Annotated in this window: 12 protein-coding genes; 8 read left to right on the forward strand and 4 right to left on the reverse strand. The window is 71.5% G+C overall.

The window, feature by feature from the left end; translation table 11 throughout:
- The 8 genes from AAH979_RS32250 to AAH979_RS32285 form a co-directional block, all read left to right on the forward strand.
- On the forward strand, window positions 1–1,680 hold a 1,680-nt coding region (locus tag AAH979_RS32250), incomplete at its 5' end, for an SDR family NAD(P)-dependent oxidoreductase (protein ID WP_346261914.1).
- A 5-nt stretch (window positions 1,681–1,685) separates the two neighbouring features.
- The gene (locus AAH979_RS32255; RefSeq protein WP_346261915.1) at window positions 1,686–6,326 is read left to right on the forward strand and encodes a beta-ketoacyl synthase N-terminal-like domain-containing protein; all 4,641 of its coding nucleotides are present in this window, start codon (window positions 1,686–1,688) and stop codon (window positions 6,324–6,326) included.
- 44 nt (window positions 6,327–6,370) lie between these two features.
- Window positions 6,371–6,688, forward strand: a complete 318-nt coding sequence (locus AAH979_RS32260) for a hypothetical protein (protein ID WP_346261916.1) — start codon at window positions 6,371–6,373, stop codon at window positions 6,686–6,688.
- Window positions 6,685–7,578, forward strand: a complete 894-nt coding sequence (locus AAH979_RS32265) for an alpha/beta hydrolase (RefSeq protein WP_346261917.1) — start codon at window positions 6,685–6,687, stop codon at window positions 7,576–7,578. The genes AAH979_RS32260 and AAH979_RS32265 overlap by 4 nt, the downstream gene beginning before the upstream one ends.
- A gap of 25 nt (window positions 7,579–7,603) precedes the next feature.
- Window positions 7,604–8,569: a sulfotransferase gene (locus AAH979_RS32270; protein ID WP_346261918.1), complete on the forward strand. Its 966-nt coding sequence runs from the start codon at window positions 7,604–7,606 to the stop codon at window positions 8,567–8,569.
- Between the two features lie 176 nt (window positions 8,570–8,745).
- Window positions 8,746–9,774 (forward strand): ATP-binding cassette domain-containing protein, encoded by a 1,029-nt coding sequence (locus AAH979_RS32275; protein WP_346261919.1) that lies wholly within the window; start codon window positions 8,746–8,748, stop codon window positions 9,772–9,774.
- A 40-nt stretch (window positions 9,775–9,814) separates the two neighbouring features.
- Complete coding sequence (locus tag AAH979_RS32280; RefSeq protein ID WP_346261920.1) at window positions 9,815–10,564, forward strand: ABC-2 family transporter protein; 750 nt, start codon at window positions 9,815–9,817, stop codon at window positions 10,562–10,564.
- Complete coding sequence (locus AAH979_RS32285) at window positions 10,561–11,355, forward strand: ABC-2 family transporter protein (protein ID WP_346261921.1); 795 nt, start codon at window positions 10,561–10,563, stop codon at window positions 11,353–11,355. The genes AAH979_RS32280 and AAH979_RS32285 overlap by 4 nt, the downstream gene beginning before the upstream one ends.
- Window positions 11,356–11,412: 57 nt before the next feature.
- Here AAH979_RS32285 and AAH979_RS32290 read toward each other — a convergent pair whose 3' ends face one another.
- The 4 genes from AAH979_RS32290 to AAH979_RS32305 all read right to left on the reverse strand — a co-directional run bounded on the left by AAH979_RS32290 (window position 11,413) and on the right by AAH979_RS32305 (window position 16,215).
- Window positions 11,413–11,793 carry a peptidase inhibitor family I36 protein gene (locus AAH979_RS32290; protein ID WP_346261922.1) on the reverse strand — a complete coding sequence of 127 codons (381 nt, stop codon included), beginning with the start codon at window positions 11,791–11,793 and terminating at the stop codon, window positions 11,413–11,415.
- A 228-nt stretch (window positions 11,794–12,021) separates the two neighbouring features.
- Entirely contained in the window at window positions 12,022–13,662 is a 1,641-nt protein-coding gene (locus tag AAH979_RS32295; protein WP_346261923.1) for a fucose isomerase, read from the reverse strand.
- A gap of 82 nt (window positions 13,663–13,744) precedes the next feature.
- Entirely contained in the window at window positions 13,745–15,223 is a 1,479-nt protein-coding gene (locus tag AAH979_RS32300) for an FGGY-family carbohydrate kinase (protein WP_346261924.1), read from the reverse strand.
- Complete coding sequence (locus AAH979_RS32305) at window positions 15,220–16,215, reverse strand: LacI family DNA-binding transcriptional regulator (protein ID WP_346261925.1); 996 nt, start codon at window positions 16,213–16,215, stop codon at window positions 15,220–15,222. The genes AAH979_RS32300 and AAH979_RS32305 overlap by 4 nt, the downstream gene beginning before the upstream one ends.
- Between the last annotated feature and the right edge of the window lie 7 nt (window positions 16,216–16,222).

Genomic DNA, 16,222 nt, shown 5'->3' on the forward strand with positions numbered 1-16,222 from the left:
AGGATGGTCGACCTGCTCACCTCCCGGGTGAACGACGCCATGGCCGCAACGGTCCCGGCACTGACCGCACCCGCCCGGCCGGCACAGGCCCCGGCGTCGTCCGGGACGTCGACGCAGACGCACACGGCGTCGTCCACAGCGATCCCCGCCGGCCCCGCACCGCCGGGTACCGCGACGGCTCCGGGTGGCCCAGCGGTACCCGTGGACGCCGATGTCCGGCTGGGTGTCGCGCCGACGCGGATGCTCCCCAGGTTGGTTCCGGTCGCGGACGCGCTGATCCAACCGGCGACGGCGCTCGCGGGTGCCACGCTGCTGGTCACCGGTTCCGGTCCGACGGCCGTACGGGTGGTTGAGTTGCTGCGCCAGAACGGGGCGACCGTACGCACCGGCACGGCCGCCGAGCCCGGCACCGTCGACGGCGTGGACGGGCTGGTCCTGCTCGACGGGCTGGTTGGTGGGCAGGCGCCGCTGCTGCCCGGCGCTTTCGGGTTGATCAAGCAGGTTCTGGCGGGCGGGCCGCGCTGGGTGCTGGCCGTCGCCGACCCGAGCGCCGGGACGGGCGCGGACGGGCTGGGTGGCCTGTTCCGCACCATCGCCCGGGAGTATCCGTCGACCATCTCGCGGCTCGTCATCGTCGATGGTGCGGAACGCGCGGAGCGGGTCGCCCAGCAGATCGTCGACGAGTTGCTCGTCGGGGGTGATGCGGCGGTGGTGCACCGTATCGCGGGCCAGCGGTGCGGGTGCGAGCTGGCTCCGGTGAGCCTCGGCGCGCTGGCGGCCGGCGGTGCCGGCCCGGCCGGCGATGGTGTGGCCGAGGCCCGGGCGATCGGTCTGGACCGTGACTCGGTGGTGGTGCTGGTCGGCGGCGCGCGGGGCATCACCTCCTGGGTCGCTCGTGCCCTCGCCGCGGCCGCCCGGTGCCGCATCGAGTTGGTTGGCCGCACGCCGCTGCCGGAGGGCCCGCAGGATCCGGTGTTGGCGGCGGCCACGGACCCTGCGGCGTTGCGGGCGGCGCTCGCGCGCCAGCGCATCGGTTCCGCGGCGACGATCGGCCGCACGGCTGCGGCGATCCTGGCCGGCCGGGAGGTCGAGGGCACCCTGCGGGAACTGGGGGAGCTGGGCGCCAAGGCGCGCTACCACAACCTCGACGTACGCGACCCGCAGGCGACCAGACGGCTGCTCACCGCGATCCACGGCCAGTACGGCCGCATCGACGGACTGGTGTACGGCGTCGGGGTGATCGAGGACAAGTTGATCGCCGACAAGGATCCCCGGTCGTTCGCCCGCGTCTTCGACGCCAAGGTGGGGGGTGCGCAGGCGGTGCTGTCTGCGCTGGACAGCCTGGGTAGCCAACCGAGGTTCGTGGTGCTGTTCGGCAGCATCGCGGCGGCGTACGGCAGCCGGGGTCAGGGCGACTACGCCGCAGCCAACGACGCCTTGGAGGCGATCGGCACCCGTTGGGCGGCCGGTACCGGCAACCGCTGCCTGACCGTCCACTGGGGGCCGTGGGCGCCGTCCGAGGGTCACGGCGGCATGGTCACTGCGGAACTGGGCCGGGAGTTCGCCCGCCGCGGCATCGGTCTGATCGACCCCGAGGAAGGCGCGCTGAGCCTACTGGGCGAGTTGGCCTGGGGTGACCCGGCGGTCACCTCCGTCATCTACACCGCGTCAGGCTGGTAAGCGGCATGGACGGCGCCCAGATCGGGATCGTGGGGATGGCGGCGCTGATGCCGGGCGCCGGTGACCTGGACACCTACTGGCGCAACCTGGTCGAGGGTGTCGACGCAATCACCGAGGTGCCGCCGCACCGGTGGGATCCGGAGTTCTACGACCCGGCGCAGGCCCACCGGCCGGACCGGCTGTACTGCCGCCGGGGCGGCTTCGTCGACGACCTGGCCACCTTCGACCCGCTCAGGTTCGGCATCATGCCGGCGTCCATCGCCGACATCGAGCCGGACCAGCTCATCGCGCTGCAGGTGGCCGCGGCGGCCATCGACGACGCGGGCGGCGCCGACCGGCTGCCCGACGGCGACCGGATCGGCGTGATCATCGGCCGGGGTGGCATCCTCAGCCCCGCCCAGGCCCGGTACGCCCAGCGGGTGCGGATGTCCAGCCAGGTGATCCAGGTGCTCCGGGAGCTGATCCCGGACCTGCCGGAGAGCCGGCTGGACGCGGTGCGGGCGAGGTTCGACGAGCGGCTCGGCAAGCACCGGCCGGAGGGGACCATCGGGCTGGTGCCGAACCTGGCCGCCTCCCGGGTAGCCAACCGGCTCAACCTGCGCGGTCCCGCGTACACCCTGGACGCCGCCTGCGCCTCGTCGCTGATCGCGGTGGATCAGGCGATCACCGAGCTGAACAGCGGCCGGCTCGACGCGGTCCTCGCCGGTGGCGTACACCACGTGCACGACATCAGCTTCTGGTCCGTGTTCAGCCAGCTCGGCGCGATCTCCCGACGCGGCGAGATCCGGCCGTTCGACAGCGGGGCGGACGGGTTGCTCATCGGCGAGGGCACCGGAATCGTCGTACTCAAGCGGATGGCCGACGCGCTGCGCGACGGCGACCGGATCTACGCGGTGATCCGCGGTATCGGGGTGTCCAGCGACGGGCGCGCCGCGAGCATGGTCAACCCGGCCAGCGCCGGTCAGGTGTTGGCCATCCGGCGGGCCTGGACGGCGGCCGGGCTGGACCCGACCGCCCCGGACGCGCTGGGTCTGCTGGAGGCACACGGCACCGCGACGCCGACCGGCGACGCCGCCGAACTGGCCACCATCGCCGAGGGGTTCGGCCCGCACCAGGGCGGGCCACGACCGGTGATCGGCTCGGTGAAGTCGATGATCGGTCACACCATGCCGGCGGCCGGCATCGCCGGCCTGATCAAGGCGGCCCTGGCCGTGCACCGCGGCGTGCTGCTGCCGACGCTGCACTGCGATACTCCGCGGCCGGAGCTGGCGCGCGCCCGGTTCACGCCGATCACGACCGCCCAGCCGTGGGAGAGCGACCAGCCACGCCGCGCCGGCGTCAACGCGTTCGGCTTCGGCGGCATCAACGCCCACGTCATCCTGGAGGAGGCGCGGGCGGCCCGTCGGAGCCCTACGGGCACGACCAGGCCGGTGACCAACACTGTGCCCGCAGCGCAGGCGGCTGTCCGAGCCACGACGCCGGTCACCGTCGAGCAGCCCGACGAGGTGCTGTGGCTGGCCGCCCCCGACCCGACCGCGCTGGCCCGCCTGCTCGACACCGACGACCACACCGTACGCGCCCGCGGCGCCAACCGGGCCCGACTGGCCGGTCCCGCCGGCGCCCACCCTCGGACAGCGGACGAACACTGCCGGCTCGGCATCGTCAACCCCGACACCAGACGCCTCGGCAACGCCCGGCGCGCCGTCGCCAAGGGGCAGCCCTGGCGCGGCGCCCGCGACATCTGGTTCAGCCCGGCCCCGCTGCTCGCCGGGGAATCCCCTGGCCAGCTCGCCTTCGTGTACCCGGGGCTGGAGGCGGAACTCAACCCGCGCACCTCGGACATCGCCGCGCACTTCGACCTGCCCGATCGGCAGTGGTCCGCCCACGACCTCGGTCGGCACGGCGCCGGCGTGATCGAGGTCGGCAAGCTGCTCACCGCCGCCCTGCACCGCATCGGAATCACCCCGGACGCGGTCGCCGGGTACAGCATCGGCGAGTGGACCGCCGCGGCCACCACCGGGCAGGTCAGCTCGGCGTCCATGGACGAATTCCTCGCGGCGTTCGACTCGGCGTCGGCCGAGGTGCCCGGCCGCGCATTCGCCGTCATCGGCGCGGCCGCGCCACAGGTCACCCCACGGCTCGCCCGGTTCCCGGGAGTGGTGCTCTCCCACGACAACGCGCCCGCCCAGTGCATCGTCAACGGACCCGAGAGCGAACTCGATTCCCTTGTGGAGGCACTGCGCGGCGACGGCATCCTGTGTCAGAAGCTGCCGTTCCGCTCCGCCTTCCACACCCCGATGTCCGCCTCCGGGCTGGAGTCGATCGGCGTCGCGCTACGCCGCTGGCAGGTCCATCCCACCCGGGTACCCGTCTGGTCCACCACCCTCAGAGCACCGTTCCCCACCGAGCCGGCCCGGGTGCTGGAGATCTTCGTCCGACACATGCTCGAACCGGTCTGGTTCCGGCAGACCATCCAGGCCATGTATGACGCCGGCTTCCGGGTGTTCTTGCAGGTCGGTGCCGGGCAGCTCGCCTCGGTCATCGCCGACAACCTGCGCGGCCGCGACCACCTCGCCATGCCGGTCAACGTCGCTCACCGCAGCGGGCTGGACCAACTGCGCCGGGTCGCCACCGCGCTGTGGGTCGAGGGCGCCGCACCGGACCTCTCCGTCCTCGACCCGGCGATCGCGGATCAGACCCGAGCCGGGGCGCCGGCTGCCGACAAACCGCCCCGTCGAGTCCCGATGATGCGGCTCGACCTCGGTGGCCCGCTGGTCCGCCTCGGCGAGGGAGCCGACAAACTGCTCGGCGTCTCCGTGCCCGCCGAGTCGACGGGCCTCCCGGACGGCACCGGCAGGCCAAGCGCCACGAACGGCCCGAACGCTATGGCCGGTGGATCCGGCCCGGTCGCCGGGAAAGGGACGGCTGCCGGGGCGACGCAGGGTCCCGTGGCCCTGCCGAGATCGCCGGCACTGGCCACGCTGGACACCCTCGCCGAGCACTCCAGCGCTGCCGCGGAACTCGCCTCGCTGCTGTGTGACGCAACGGAGGTCGGGGTCACCGACGGTGGGACCAGGCACCCGCGATTGCCGCCGCCGCAGGTGCACCGTACGGTTCTGCGGGTCGCCCTCGACACGATGCCGTACCTGCGCGACCACTGCTTCTTCGCCCAACCCGACGACTGGCCCGACCCGGCAGACCGGTGGCCCGTGGTGCCGGCCACCACCGTCGTACAGCACATGATGGACGCGGCCGAGCAGGCCATTCCGGGTTTCCGGGTGGTCGGCGTGCGCGACGCGCGGTTCAACCGCTGGTTGATCGCCGCGCCGCCGCAGGACGTCGAGATCACCGTCAGGCCGGTCGGGCCCGGCCGACTCGCGGTGACCTTCGGCGGCTACGCCCGCTCGACGCTCGAGGTGGCGCCGGACTACCCGGCCGACCCTCCGGCGGTCTGGCGGCACGACCCGGCCACCGAACGGCCGCCACGGATCAGCGCCGAGCAGATGTACGCCGAACGCCTGATGTTCCACGGCCCCCTGTTCCACGGCGTGACCAAGGTGCACGCCCTCGGTGACATGCACGTCCGCGGCGTGGTGACCGCCCCGGTGCCGCCCGGCGCGCTACTCGACAACGCGCTGCAGTTGATCGGCAACTGGCTCATCACGACGCAACCGTCGCGGACCGTGGCGCTGCCGGTGGAGCTCGGACACGTACGGTTCTTCGGACCGCCGCCGGCTCCCGGTACGGCGTTCGACTGTGTCGCCCGGGTGCGCGCGATCGACGACGCGCGGCTCGTCGCCGACACCCAGCTCTCCATCGACGGCCGGGTGTGGGCACAGGTCGACGGCTGTGTGGACCGGCGGTTCGACAGCCATCGCACCGCCCGACTGGCGGAGCGCTTCCCGGAGCGCCATCCGATGTCGCTGCGGCAGCCGGAGGGCTGGACCATGGCCTTCGACTACTGGACGGACCTGGTCACCCGTGGCCTGGCGGCTCGCGGCATCCTCGGCGCCAGCGGCTATGCCGACTACGAGCGGCAGCCGCCAAAGGCACGCCAGCAGTGGCTGCTCGGCCGGATCGCGGTCAAGGACGCCGTCCGGTTCCAGTTGTGGGACGACGGCCACACCGACGTCTATCCGATCGAACTGACCGTCACGAACGAGCCGAACGGGAGACCCCGGGTACGCCCGCGACCCGGCCGCGGCTTCCGCGACTGTGACGTCTCACTCGCGCACGCCACGCAGATCGGAGTGGCGATCGCCAAGCCCCGCGCGCCACACGCCGCGCCCGACGCCCCCGGCGTCGGCATCGACGTCGCCGAGATCGTGGACCATCCGGAGAGCACTGTCACGGCCGCGCTGTCCGCACCGGAGCGGTGGCTGCTCGACTCGCTGGCCACCCCCGAAGACCGGCGCCTGTGGTTCGCCCGCTTCTGGGTCGCCAAGGAGGCCGCCGCCAAGGCAGAGGGCACCGGCCTGGCCGGCGACCCGCAACGGTTCGCGGTGGTCGCCGCCACCCCAGCCGCGCTGACCGTCGTGGTCGGCGACCGTGTCTACCAGGTCGCACATCGAGAGGTGTCCAACCCCGAAGACCCGACCGCACGGTACGTCGTCGGCTGGACGTGGGGACCGGAGGCCGGCCACTGAACCGGCTGCCCGTAGCGGTACGCAATCACGAGAAAGGACATCACATGCATGTGGACCAGGCGAGCATTCTCGCCGACATTGCCGAGATGCTGCGCGCGATTCTCGGCGACGCCGGAGTCGACGGTGAGATCACCATGGCGACCCGGTTCCAGGACGACCTGGAGATGGAAAGCATCGACATCATCTCCCTCGCCGGTCGCCTGCAGGTCCGGTACGGCGACAGAGTCAACTTCGCCCAGCTCATCGCCGGCCTCGACCTGGAGTCGGTACGGCAGCTGCGGGTCGGCCAGCTCGTCGAACACATCGCCGCCGCACTCGGCAGGGCCGACGCCAGCCCCGGCAAGGCGAGTACGCCGGCATGAGCATGGTCCGGGCCAACGGCTTGTCCGTCCACGTGGAGCAGGTCATCCCACCCGACGCGGTGGCCGGCACGGTCTGCGGAGCGCACGGCGGGGCCCCGACCGCCGTGCTGATCCACGGCATGGCCTCGGACACCCTGGCCAGCTGGTACCTCACCCTGGCCCACCCGCTCGCCGCCACCGGCCTCCGGGTAATCATGTACGACCTGCGTGGGCATGGACACAGCGAACGCCCGCCGGAGGGATACACGCTGGACGACTTCGTCGACGACCTGGCGGCGTTGCTGGCAGCGCTCGACGTCACCGGCCCGGTCCACCTGCTCGGCAACTCCTTCGGCGGTACGATCGCGTTCGGCTACGCGGCACGCCACCCGGAGCGGGTCGCCGCCATCGCCGCCGTCGAGTCCTCCCCGCCCACCGCCGCGTGGTTCGCACGGGTGGTGCGGCAGCTCAACAACGCCGCCACGTACCTGCCGCGCGAACACGCGCTGGCCGAGATCAGAGCCGAACGCGGGGAGCGGGCCAGCCGCCGGGCAAGGATGGCTCGCGAGGTGCTCGCCGCCACGAGCCTCGTGCGTGACCTGCCGGCCAGTCGGCTGCCCGCCGAGGAGCGGATCGCCGCGATCGGGTGTCCGGTGCTGTGGGTGTACGGCGGCGATTCGACCGTGGTCGAACTGGCCCCCGAGGTACGGCGGCTGTTACCGAAAGCGCGGATTGTCACCGTGTCCGGCCAGAAACACACCATCCTCGTCGATCAACCGAGCACCGTCCGCGACATCGTCCTGTCCTGGCTACGCCAGGAATGTGGTGTCCAACCGAGCCGCCCGGACACCGCAGGGCCCGCCGAGCGTGACGGTCAGGATCAGCGGTCTGCACCTGAGAGCATCCGCTGATCCGCACAGTTCAGGAGGACCTCCGATGGAGTCACCGGTTCCTGTCCAGGCGATCATCATCAGCACCGGTCGGTGCGGGTCGACGCTGCTGTCCGACCTGATCGCCGAGCAGCCCGACACCCTGTCGGTCCAGGAGTTCTTCATGGCGGTGGAGCCCTGGACCGACGTCAGGGACAAGCTCAGCGGCGCCGCGTACTGGTCGAGGTTGAGCAGTCCCAGGCCGGAACTCGCCACCCTCTTCCGGATCGGTCTGGCGCCGGTCGAGGTGTGCTACCCGGAGGACGGCCGGTGGGCCGGTAACCTCGTCGAGCTGCCCCGAATCCTCGCGACCACGTTGCCGAAGATCTCGTCCGACCCTGACCACCTGTACGACACACTCGCCGAACTGGTGCCCGGGTTTCCGGACCAGCCGGTGGCCCGGCACCACCAGATGTTCCTGGACATGCTCACCGTGCTCACTGACCGGCGGCGCTGGGTCGAGCGATCCGGTGGCTCCAGCCACCTGGCGCCGTACCTGCTGAAGACCTTTCCCACCGCGAAGATCGTCTACCTGACCCGCGACTGGGCGGACACTGCCCAGTCGATGAGCCGCCACCCGTCCTTCCAGTACCTTCAGCTCAGGTTGGAGTCACTCGGCCGGTACGGGCTCGACCCGTTCCAGATCGCCGCCGGCGAGCCCGTGCCGCAGGAACTGGAGCGGTACCTGCCGGACCGCCTGACGGCGCAGACGCTTAGCGAACGCGGCCGAGACGTCGAGCGTTACCGGGGCTTGTGTGCGTTCCTCGCCAGCGAGGCCGAGCAGGCCATCGCCGATGCCCGGCCGCAGGAACTGCTGAGGATGACGTACGAGGATCTCGTCGACGATCCGCCGGCGCAACTCGGGCGGCTGGGTCGGTTCCTGGGCTTCGACGACTGGGAGAATTGGACGCACCGGGTGGTCGGGGCGGTCGCGGCACGACCACCCAGGCACGAGGCGGCGACTCTCGCCTGATGGAAGGGGCGTGCGGCCGTTGACGGCCCCGAGGGCCTCGAACGCCGCGATCCGCTATCGCGGTTTGCCGGTGTCCGGGGGCGTGGTTAGCCTTGGGAAGCTCCTACAGGGCTGGAGCGCCCACGGCTTGACTGTCTACCGACCCCTTGCCCTGCGTGGTCGGTGAGGAGTCAGGAGTGGGTTCGCCCGGTTCGGGGTCCGAGTCGGTCATATCGGCGAGCGACCTCAGCAAGAGATACGACTTCTATCGGCAGCCGCAGGGGCTTAGAGGCGCCCTTCGCAGTCTCGTCCGCCGCGAGCTCACCAGCGTGCAGGCCGTCGCCAGGCTGGATCTGACCGTCGCGCGCGGCGAGATCATCGGCCTGCTCGGGCCCAACGGGGCGGGCAAGACCACCATCGTCAAGATGATGAGCGGCCTCCTGGTGCCGACCGGCGGCAAGCTCAACGTGTGCGGGCACCGGCCGGCGGATCGCTCGTACCGGTTCCTGTCGCAGATCTCCGTGATCTTCGGCCAGAAGGCGATGCTCTGGTGGGACGTGTCCACCCGGGAGTCGCTGAAGATCCACCGAAGCATGTACGAGATCTCGCCAGGCGACTTCGCCGCGACGGTGGAGCGACTCGGCGAACTGCTCGGCATCACCGAGATCCTGGACACGCCGGTGCGCAACCTCTCCCTCGGCCAGCGGATGCGCTGCGAACTCGCCCTGGCCCTGCTGCACCGGCCGGCGCTGTTGTTCGCCGACGAACCGACCATCGGCCTGGACGTCGAGGCCAAGCTGGTCGTGCGTCGCCTCTTCCGGGACATCAACCGGACCTTCGGCACCACGATCGTGCTGACCAGTCACGACATGAGCGACGTCGAGGCGCTGACCGAGCGCGTCGTCATCGTCACCGGCGGCCGGGCGACGTTCGACGGCAACCTCACCGATCTGCGGGCTCGCGCCGGCATCCCCACAGAGGTGGTGCTCAACTACCGGGAGCGGCCACAGCTTCCGCCGGAGGTGGCCCTGGCGTCCGTCGAGGCCGATCCGCACAGCGTACGGCTGCGCCTCGGTGATGAGCCGATCGGCGAGCTGGTCCAGACCGCGACGCGGTGGGGCGAACTCGTCGACCTCCGGATCGTCGAACCCGGCCTCGATGAGGTCATGTCGAAGATGTTCAGCGAGAGCGGGGGCGACCGTGCGCGCGCACACCCTACGGCGTAACGGGTGGGTGTTCCTCAGCCTGCTGCGCCAGGAGATCCAGATGATCGCACAGTACCGGTGGTGGCTGCTGGCCATGCAGGCGAGCGTCATCGTGGTCCCACTGATCTCGCTGCTGGTCTGGCGGGGGGCCATCGCGCACGGCGCCGAGCCGCCCGTCACCCGGGACTATCTGACCACGTACCTTGTCCTGGTCAGCGTGGTCACCACGCTGACGTCGAGCTGGACGGCCACGTTCCTCGCCGAGAGCATCCGGCAGGGACACCTGAACGCCTGGCTCGTCCGGCCGTGCTCCACCCACCTCGCCGCAGCGGCCAACAACGTCTCCGAGAAGGTCGCCAAGCTCGCCACCCTGCTACCGCTGGTCGTCGTGCTCGCGGTCCCGTTCCACCGTGACCTCGAACTGCCCACCCATCCGGGGCGCTGGTTGCTGTTCCTGTGGGCCCTCACCATGGGCGCCACGATGATGTTCAGCTTCGACGTCGTCGTCGGCTCGCTGGCCTTCTGGTGGGACGACGTCACGGCCGTGGACCGCTTCCGGCAGTTGACCACGTTGTTCCTGTCGGGTGCGCTCATCCCCCTGTCGGTCATGCCCGCGGCTTGGGGCCCGTTCCTGCGCGCACAGCCCTTCGGGTATGCCGTCGCCTTTCCGATCCAGACGCTGCTAGCACCGCAGGCCGCCGAGCTGCGGGGTGGTCTGGCGGTGCAGGCGGCCTGGGTACTCCTCGCGCTGGCCACCGCCCGCTTCGTCTGGGTCCGGGGCCTGCGCCACTACAGCGGAGCCGGCGCATGACCTGGCGAACCGTACGGGTCACCGTCGTAGTGTGGATCAAGCTGATCCGCCAGGCGGTCCTGCGCGATCTGCAGTTCCGCTCGCAGGCCTGGCTGCACCTGCTGGCGAGCGTGGCAGAGCTGGCCATCGGCCTTCTCCCGGTGCTGATCCTGACCAGCTACACCGGATCCGACCCGGCGATCTCCCGGGCGTCCGTGCTCACCGTCGGCGTCTTCGCAATCACCACCGGCCTGATGGACTGCTTCGTCACGCCCGGCCTGCGCCGGTTCGACTCGGCCAGCCGGAAGGGCGAGCTCGACCTCGCCATCATCCGGCCCGTCCCGACGTTCTTCTACGCGGTGCTGCGCTGGATCCAACCCACCGAACTCGGCCGATGCCTGACCGGAACCATGATCCTCGTCGTCGCCGGCCGCGCCTTCGATCTCGATCTCCGACCGACCGCCGTCCTCGCCATGATCGTCTGGGCCTTCGCGGGAGCCGTTGCCTACTGCACGTTCTGGGCCGACCTGACCCTGCTCGCCTTCTGGGTCCGCTCGATCGAGCCGGTCAACGAACTGGCCGCCGCCTGGCGTGGCTCCGGGCAATACCCGCGCCAGTTCTTCCCGCGTACGGTGCAGGTCATCCTCGTTTCGTTCGCCCCGGCCGCGCTCAGCGGCTCGTATCCCACCGAGCAACTGCTGGACCCGACCGCGGCGCTCCTGCTCGCCCCGATCGTCGTGATCGTGTCCTGCTCGCTCACCGCACTGGTGTGGCGGCACGGGCTCGTCCGATACAACAGCGCCAGCAGCTAGTGCTGACCTTGCAGGATCACCGGCAACCCTGACCATCGCTCCCGCTGGTGACCGAGGCTAGTTCACCCAGGCACTTTCGGGGCTGAAGGAGCCGAGGTTGGGAATGCTGGAATTGCCGGCAACCTGGTACGGGTCGCCGAGGCAGTCGTCGTTCTGGAAAAGGGCCGCGCTGCGGCTGTGCGTGTTGACGACGGAGCGTGCCCGATCACCCCAGCCCTCGGCCACCAGGCTCACACACGTGCCGCCGGGGTTGAGCGAGACCAGGGGCAGCATGTCACCGGTGTACCCGGTGCCGGAGTAGAGGCAGAGGGCATTCGACGGGCAGGTGGCGTCGAGTGTGGACGGCGGGCCGGCCGACCCGGCACCGGCCGTGCCGAGCAGGGCCGCCACCGACAGACCCGCCACGAAGAGGGAGGAACGCAGACGTCCGACCAACACATTGACCTCCATCAGTAGATGTCAGGTCGAAATCTATCGATCTCGCGCCGAATACGCCAGCCGGCAGGCCGAAGGCGGTGACAGCGGACCAGCTTCGGCCGGTACGGCGCCAAACTCGCGTGCGAGGTTGAGCTGGAGTTCCGGTTCGTGGGTGCGCCGGCCCGGCGGCCGCCGACGTGCCGGGCCGGCGCGGTCGAAGCACGCCGGGCTCGGCCGTCGACGGACGGTTCAGGCGACGCCGGTCTCGCCGCAGAGGTGCACCTGGACGCCGAGTTCCGCGAAGAACGCCGCCTTCGCCACGAGCGCCCGGTCGGCCGCGTCGGCGTCCGGCGCGTATGCCACGTTGAGGTGGTTCGCCTTGTGCCGGGCCATGAACTGGTCCCGGCTCACCCCGTGCAGGACCGCGTGCATGATCGGCCAGGCCGGTGTGGTCGCCTGCCACCGCCGCTCGGTCTCCTCCTCAGGCAGGGCGATCGCCGAGGCCCGCCCCAGGTCGACGTGGAGCGCGCCGCCCTGTACGAACACGCGGCTCCAGACGATCTCGCCCGGCCTGCAGACACCCTTGATCGTCGACCCGCCGAGCGGGAAGTAGACCGGGTCCTGCCGCCAGCCGACCGCGCCGGCGTACCCGTCGGCGAAGTGCGACGGCGGCACCGAACCGGAGATCTCGAAGACCCAGACGAACTGTCCCGCGTACTCCTCGCCCCAGCGCACGTCGTGCAGGGTCGTCGCCGGGTCCAGGCCCATCGCCGTCCAGATCCGGTTGGTTGCCAGCAGGTCGACGGCGGCGCCCTCGTCCGCCTCGTTGAAGTGCGGCAGGGGCGTACCCTCCCAGAGGATCCGGGCACCGTCGCGGGAGGTGACCGGCGGCCGGTCGGCGTTGTTCAGCAGCCCTTCGGCGAGGTCCGAGGCCGGCGAGAGGTCCTTGAGCCCCTGCTGGTACTGGATCCCGACCGCGTCGAGACCGAAGTCGTCGCTGATCCGCAGCGCGGCCACGTACATCTTGTACTGCCAGCGCAGCTGCGCCTCGGTCAACTCGGTCGCCTCGTCGGTGCCCAGCCGGAAGGTCATGCCCTTCGCGGCGAGCCAGCGGCCGACGGCGTCGGCCTCGGCGTCGGAGACGGTCTGCATCTCGGCCCAGAGTGCGCTCTGCGAGAGGCGCTCCTTGTAGATGCCGATCGGGTTGAGCAGTTCGTCGTCGATGATCGCGTTGTACATCCCCATGCAGCCCTCGTCGAACACGCCGATGATCGCCTTGTCGACGAGGAGCTGCCGGGCCAGGGCGGTGCCGAGGTCCCGCTCCGGGCTGTCCGGCAGGGCCGGCAGGTCGCGTACGTGGCTGGTGTCGTGCGCGATACCGCCGGTCTCGGTCCAGCTCCTGATGCCGGCCTTGAACCAGTCGTCGGTGAAGTCGACGCTCCAGATTGTCGAGTAGGCCCTGCCCATCTTCGTCATCCCGGCATTGAGGCCGAGCAGCCCGACCAGGCCCGGCCAGTCACCGGCGAAGTTCGCCACGGTCAGGACCGGCCCCCGGTGCGTCCGCAGCCCGGCGAGCACGTGGTGGCTGTACTGCCAGACGGCCTCGGCGACGATCAGCGGCGCGTCGGTCGGGATCGTCTTGAACACCTCCAGACCCATCCGCTGGCTGGAAATGAACCCGTGGCCGGTCGCCGGGTCCACCGGGTTGGCCCGCCGCACCGTCCAGCCGAGCTCGGCGAAGGCCGCGGTGAGATCGGCCTCCATCCGCTCCTGGGTCGGCCACCCCGCGAGGTTCGCCGCGGGACGCAGGTCGCCGCTCGCGATGAGGTACGCGGTCTTCGGCTCGGCCGCCGGGCGGCTCGGGGGAGTGGGCAGTACGTAGCGGCTCATCGTGGCCCTCCGGGAGATCGATGTTCGGTACGGGGTCGCCGGTGACGGGGGTCCGCCCGTCGCCCGGCTGGCGCGGCGCGACTCACGGCAGGTGCCGTTGCCGGGCGGCGAGCGTGTGGGCGACCGGGCGGGTCGCGGTGTAGAGCTCGCGGTACAGCGCGTACAGCTCGTCGTAGTTCGCCCGGGGTGCGGGGTCCGGTTCGATCCTCTCGGTGGGCGGGTTCCACTCGGCGATGTCGGCGGCGACCACGGTCCGGGCCGCCAGGTAGCCGGCGCCGTAGCTCGCTCCGATCGTCGTCGTGGGGATCACCTGCGCCAGTCCGGTGACGTCGCTGACGATGCGAGTCCACAGCCCGCCCTGGGTGCCGCCGCCGACCGCGACCACGTTCGTGACGTCGGCCCCGGCGGCGCGCAGCGTCTCGACGTTGTGCCGGACCCCGAGCGCCGTCGCCTCCAGCGCGGCGCGGTACAGGTCTCCCCTGGTGTGGCTGAGGGTGAGGCCGGCGACGATGCCGCGGGCGTCCGGGTCCATGATCGGCGTCCGTTCCCCGGCGAAGTACGGCAGCATGAGTAGCCCCCGGGCGCCCGGTCCGGACGCCGCCGCCTCGGCGAGCAGCGTGGGGTAGTCGGGCGCTCCGACGAGTTCCCGGAGCCAGCCGGTGACCGCGCCGGAGGTCGCCATGCCGCCGGCGAGACTGCGGGTGCCGCGGAACGCGCCGACCGTGCCCCACATCGACGGTGTCGTGAGTGGCCGGTCGACGGTGGCGACGAGGAACATCGTGCTGCCGTACATCAGCATCAGGTCGCCGGGGTGCTGCGCGTCGACGCTGACCGCCTCGGTCCAGGCGTCGATCGAGCCGGTGACGACCGGCACGCCGGCCGGGATACCGGCGACCGGTTCGCGGGTCACTCCGGCCACCTCGTCGGCCCAGGCCAGCCGGGGCAGTTCGAGCGACGGCGCGACGAGTTCCGCCCAGGGCCGGTGCCAGCTGAGGCCGTGGATGTCGAACAGCGGCGTGCACTGGCTGGCCGAGTGGTGGTCGAGCGTGTACGCGCCGGTGAGCCGGTAGGCGAGCCAGGACGCCGGCATGAACAGGCGGCGGGCCCGCGCCCAGGTCTCCGGTTCGTGTTCGGCGAGCCAACGCAGCTTCGGCCCGACGGCCTGCGTGGTCAGCACCGATCCGCAGCGGTCGAGGATCGCCTCCGGCCCGCCGAGTTCCTCGGTGAGCCGCTCGATCTGCGCCACCGCCCGGGTGTCGACGCCGTACAGGATCGCGGGCCGCAGCGGCCGGCCGGTCTCATCGGTGACCAGCACACACGGCCCCATGCCGCTGACCCCGACGGCGGCGACCTCGACGCCGGTGACCCCGGTCAACTCCTGCGCCAGCTCGCGGAACTCGGTCCACCAGAGTTCGCCGTCCATCTCGACGTGCCCGGGCCGCGGCCGGCTGACCTCGTGTTCGCGGATCGCCGAGGCCAGCACCCGGCCGGTCTCGTCGACCAGCACGCCCTTGCTGCTGGACGTACCGATGTCGACCCCGAGGAATGCCCTTCGCGTCACCGCTTCCCCTCCGTAACCTGGCCGCCGCCGGCCGGACCGTCGGTACGCAGGACCACGGTCCGGGCCGGACCGGCGTCCCCGGCGATCCGGTCGAGCAGCAGGCCGGCCGCCGTGTCGCCGAGTTCCCGGGCGGGCAGCGGGACCACGCTGACGCCGGTCCGCCGCAGCGAGGCGTACGGCAGGTCGCCGAAGACCGCGAGGCCGAACCCGGGCGGGTCCAGTCCCGCCTCGCGCAGCGCGTCGAGCGCCCCGACCGCCATCAGGTTGTTGGCCACCACCGCCGCGTCGGGCGGCTGTGGCAGGGCGAGCAGGTCCGTCATCGCGGCCCGCCCGCCGTCGACCCGGTAGTTGGCGTACCGCAGCAGTTCCTGATGGTCGGCGCCGCGCGCCCGGGCGGCCTCCTGCCAGCCCTGCAGCCGCAGTTGGGCAGTCTCGACCCGGCTCGGCCCGGTGATGCAGGCGACCCGTGCGAAGCCGGCCGCGAAGAGCGACTCCGCGGCGAACCGCCCGCCGGCGCGGTTGTCGACGGTGACCGCGTCGATGTGCACCCCGTGCGGGCTGCGGTCGACGGCGACGACCGGCCGCCCGCCGGCGATCAGCCGCCCGACGTCGCCGTCTCCGTCGGCCGGCGCGAGGATGACGCCAGCCATCTGCTCGGCGAGCACGATGTCGACGTACGTCGACTCGCGGGCGGAGTCGTCGTCGGTGTTGCAGAGCACGACCGAGTAGCCCGCGGCCCGGGCCCGGTCCTCGACGCCCCGGGCCAGCGCGGTGAAGAACGGGTTCTCGATGTCCGGGATGATCAGCGCGATGACGTCGGAATGCCGGGTACGCAGGGTCCGGGCGGTCCGGTTGGGCGTGAAGGAGAGTTCCTCGGCGGCCGCCCGGACGAGCCGTTCCGACTCCGCCGACACCCGGCCGCCGTTCATCACCCGGCTGACCGTGGCGGGCGAGACGCCGGCCCGGGCGGCGACCTGATAGATCGTTGCCATGGTGACC

The organism is Plantactinospora sp. ZYX-F-223 (genome assembly GCF_039649625.1).
Taxonomy (GTDB): Bacteria; Actinomycetota; Actinomycetes; order Mycobacteriales; family Micromonosporaceae; genus Plantactinospora.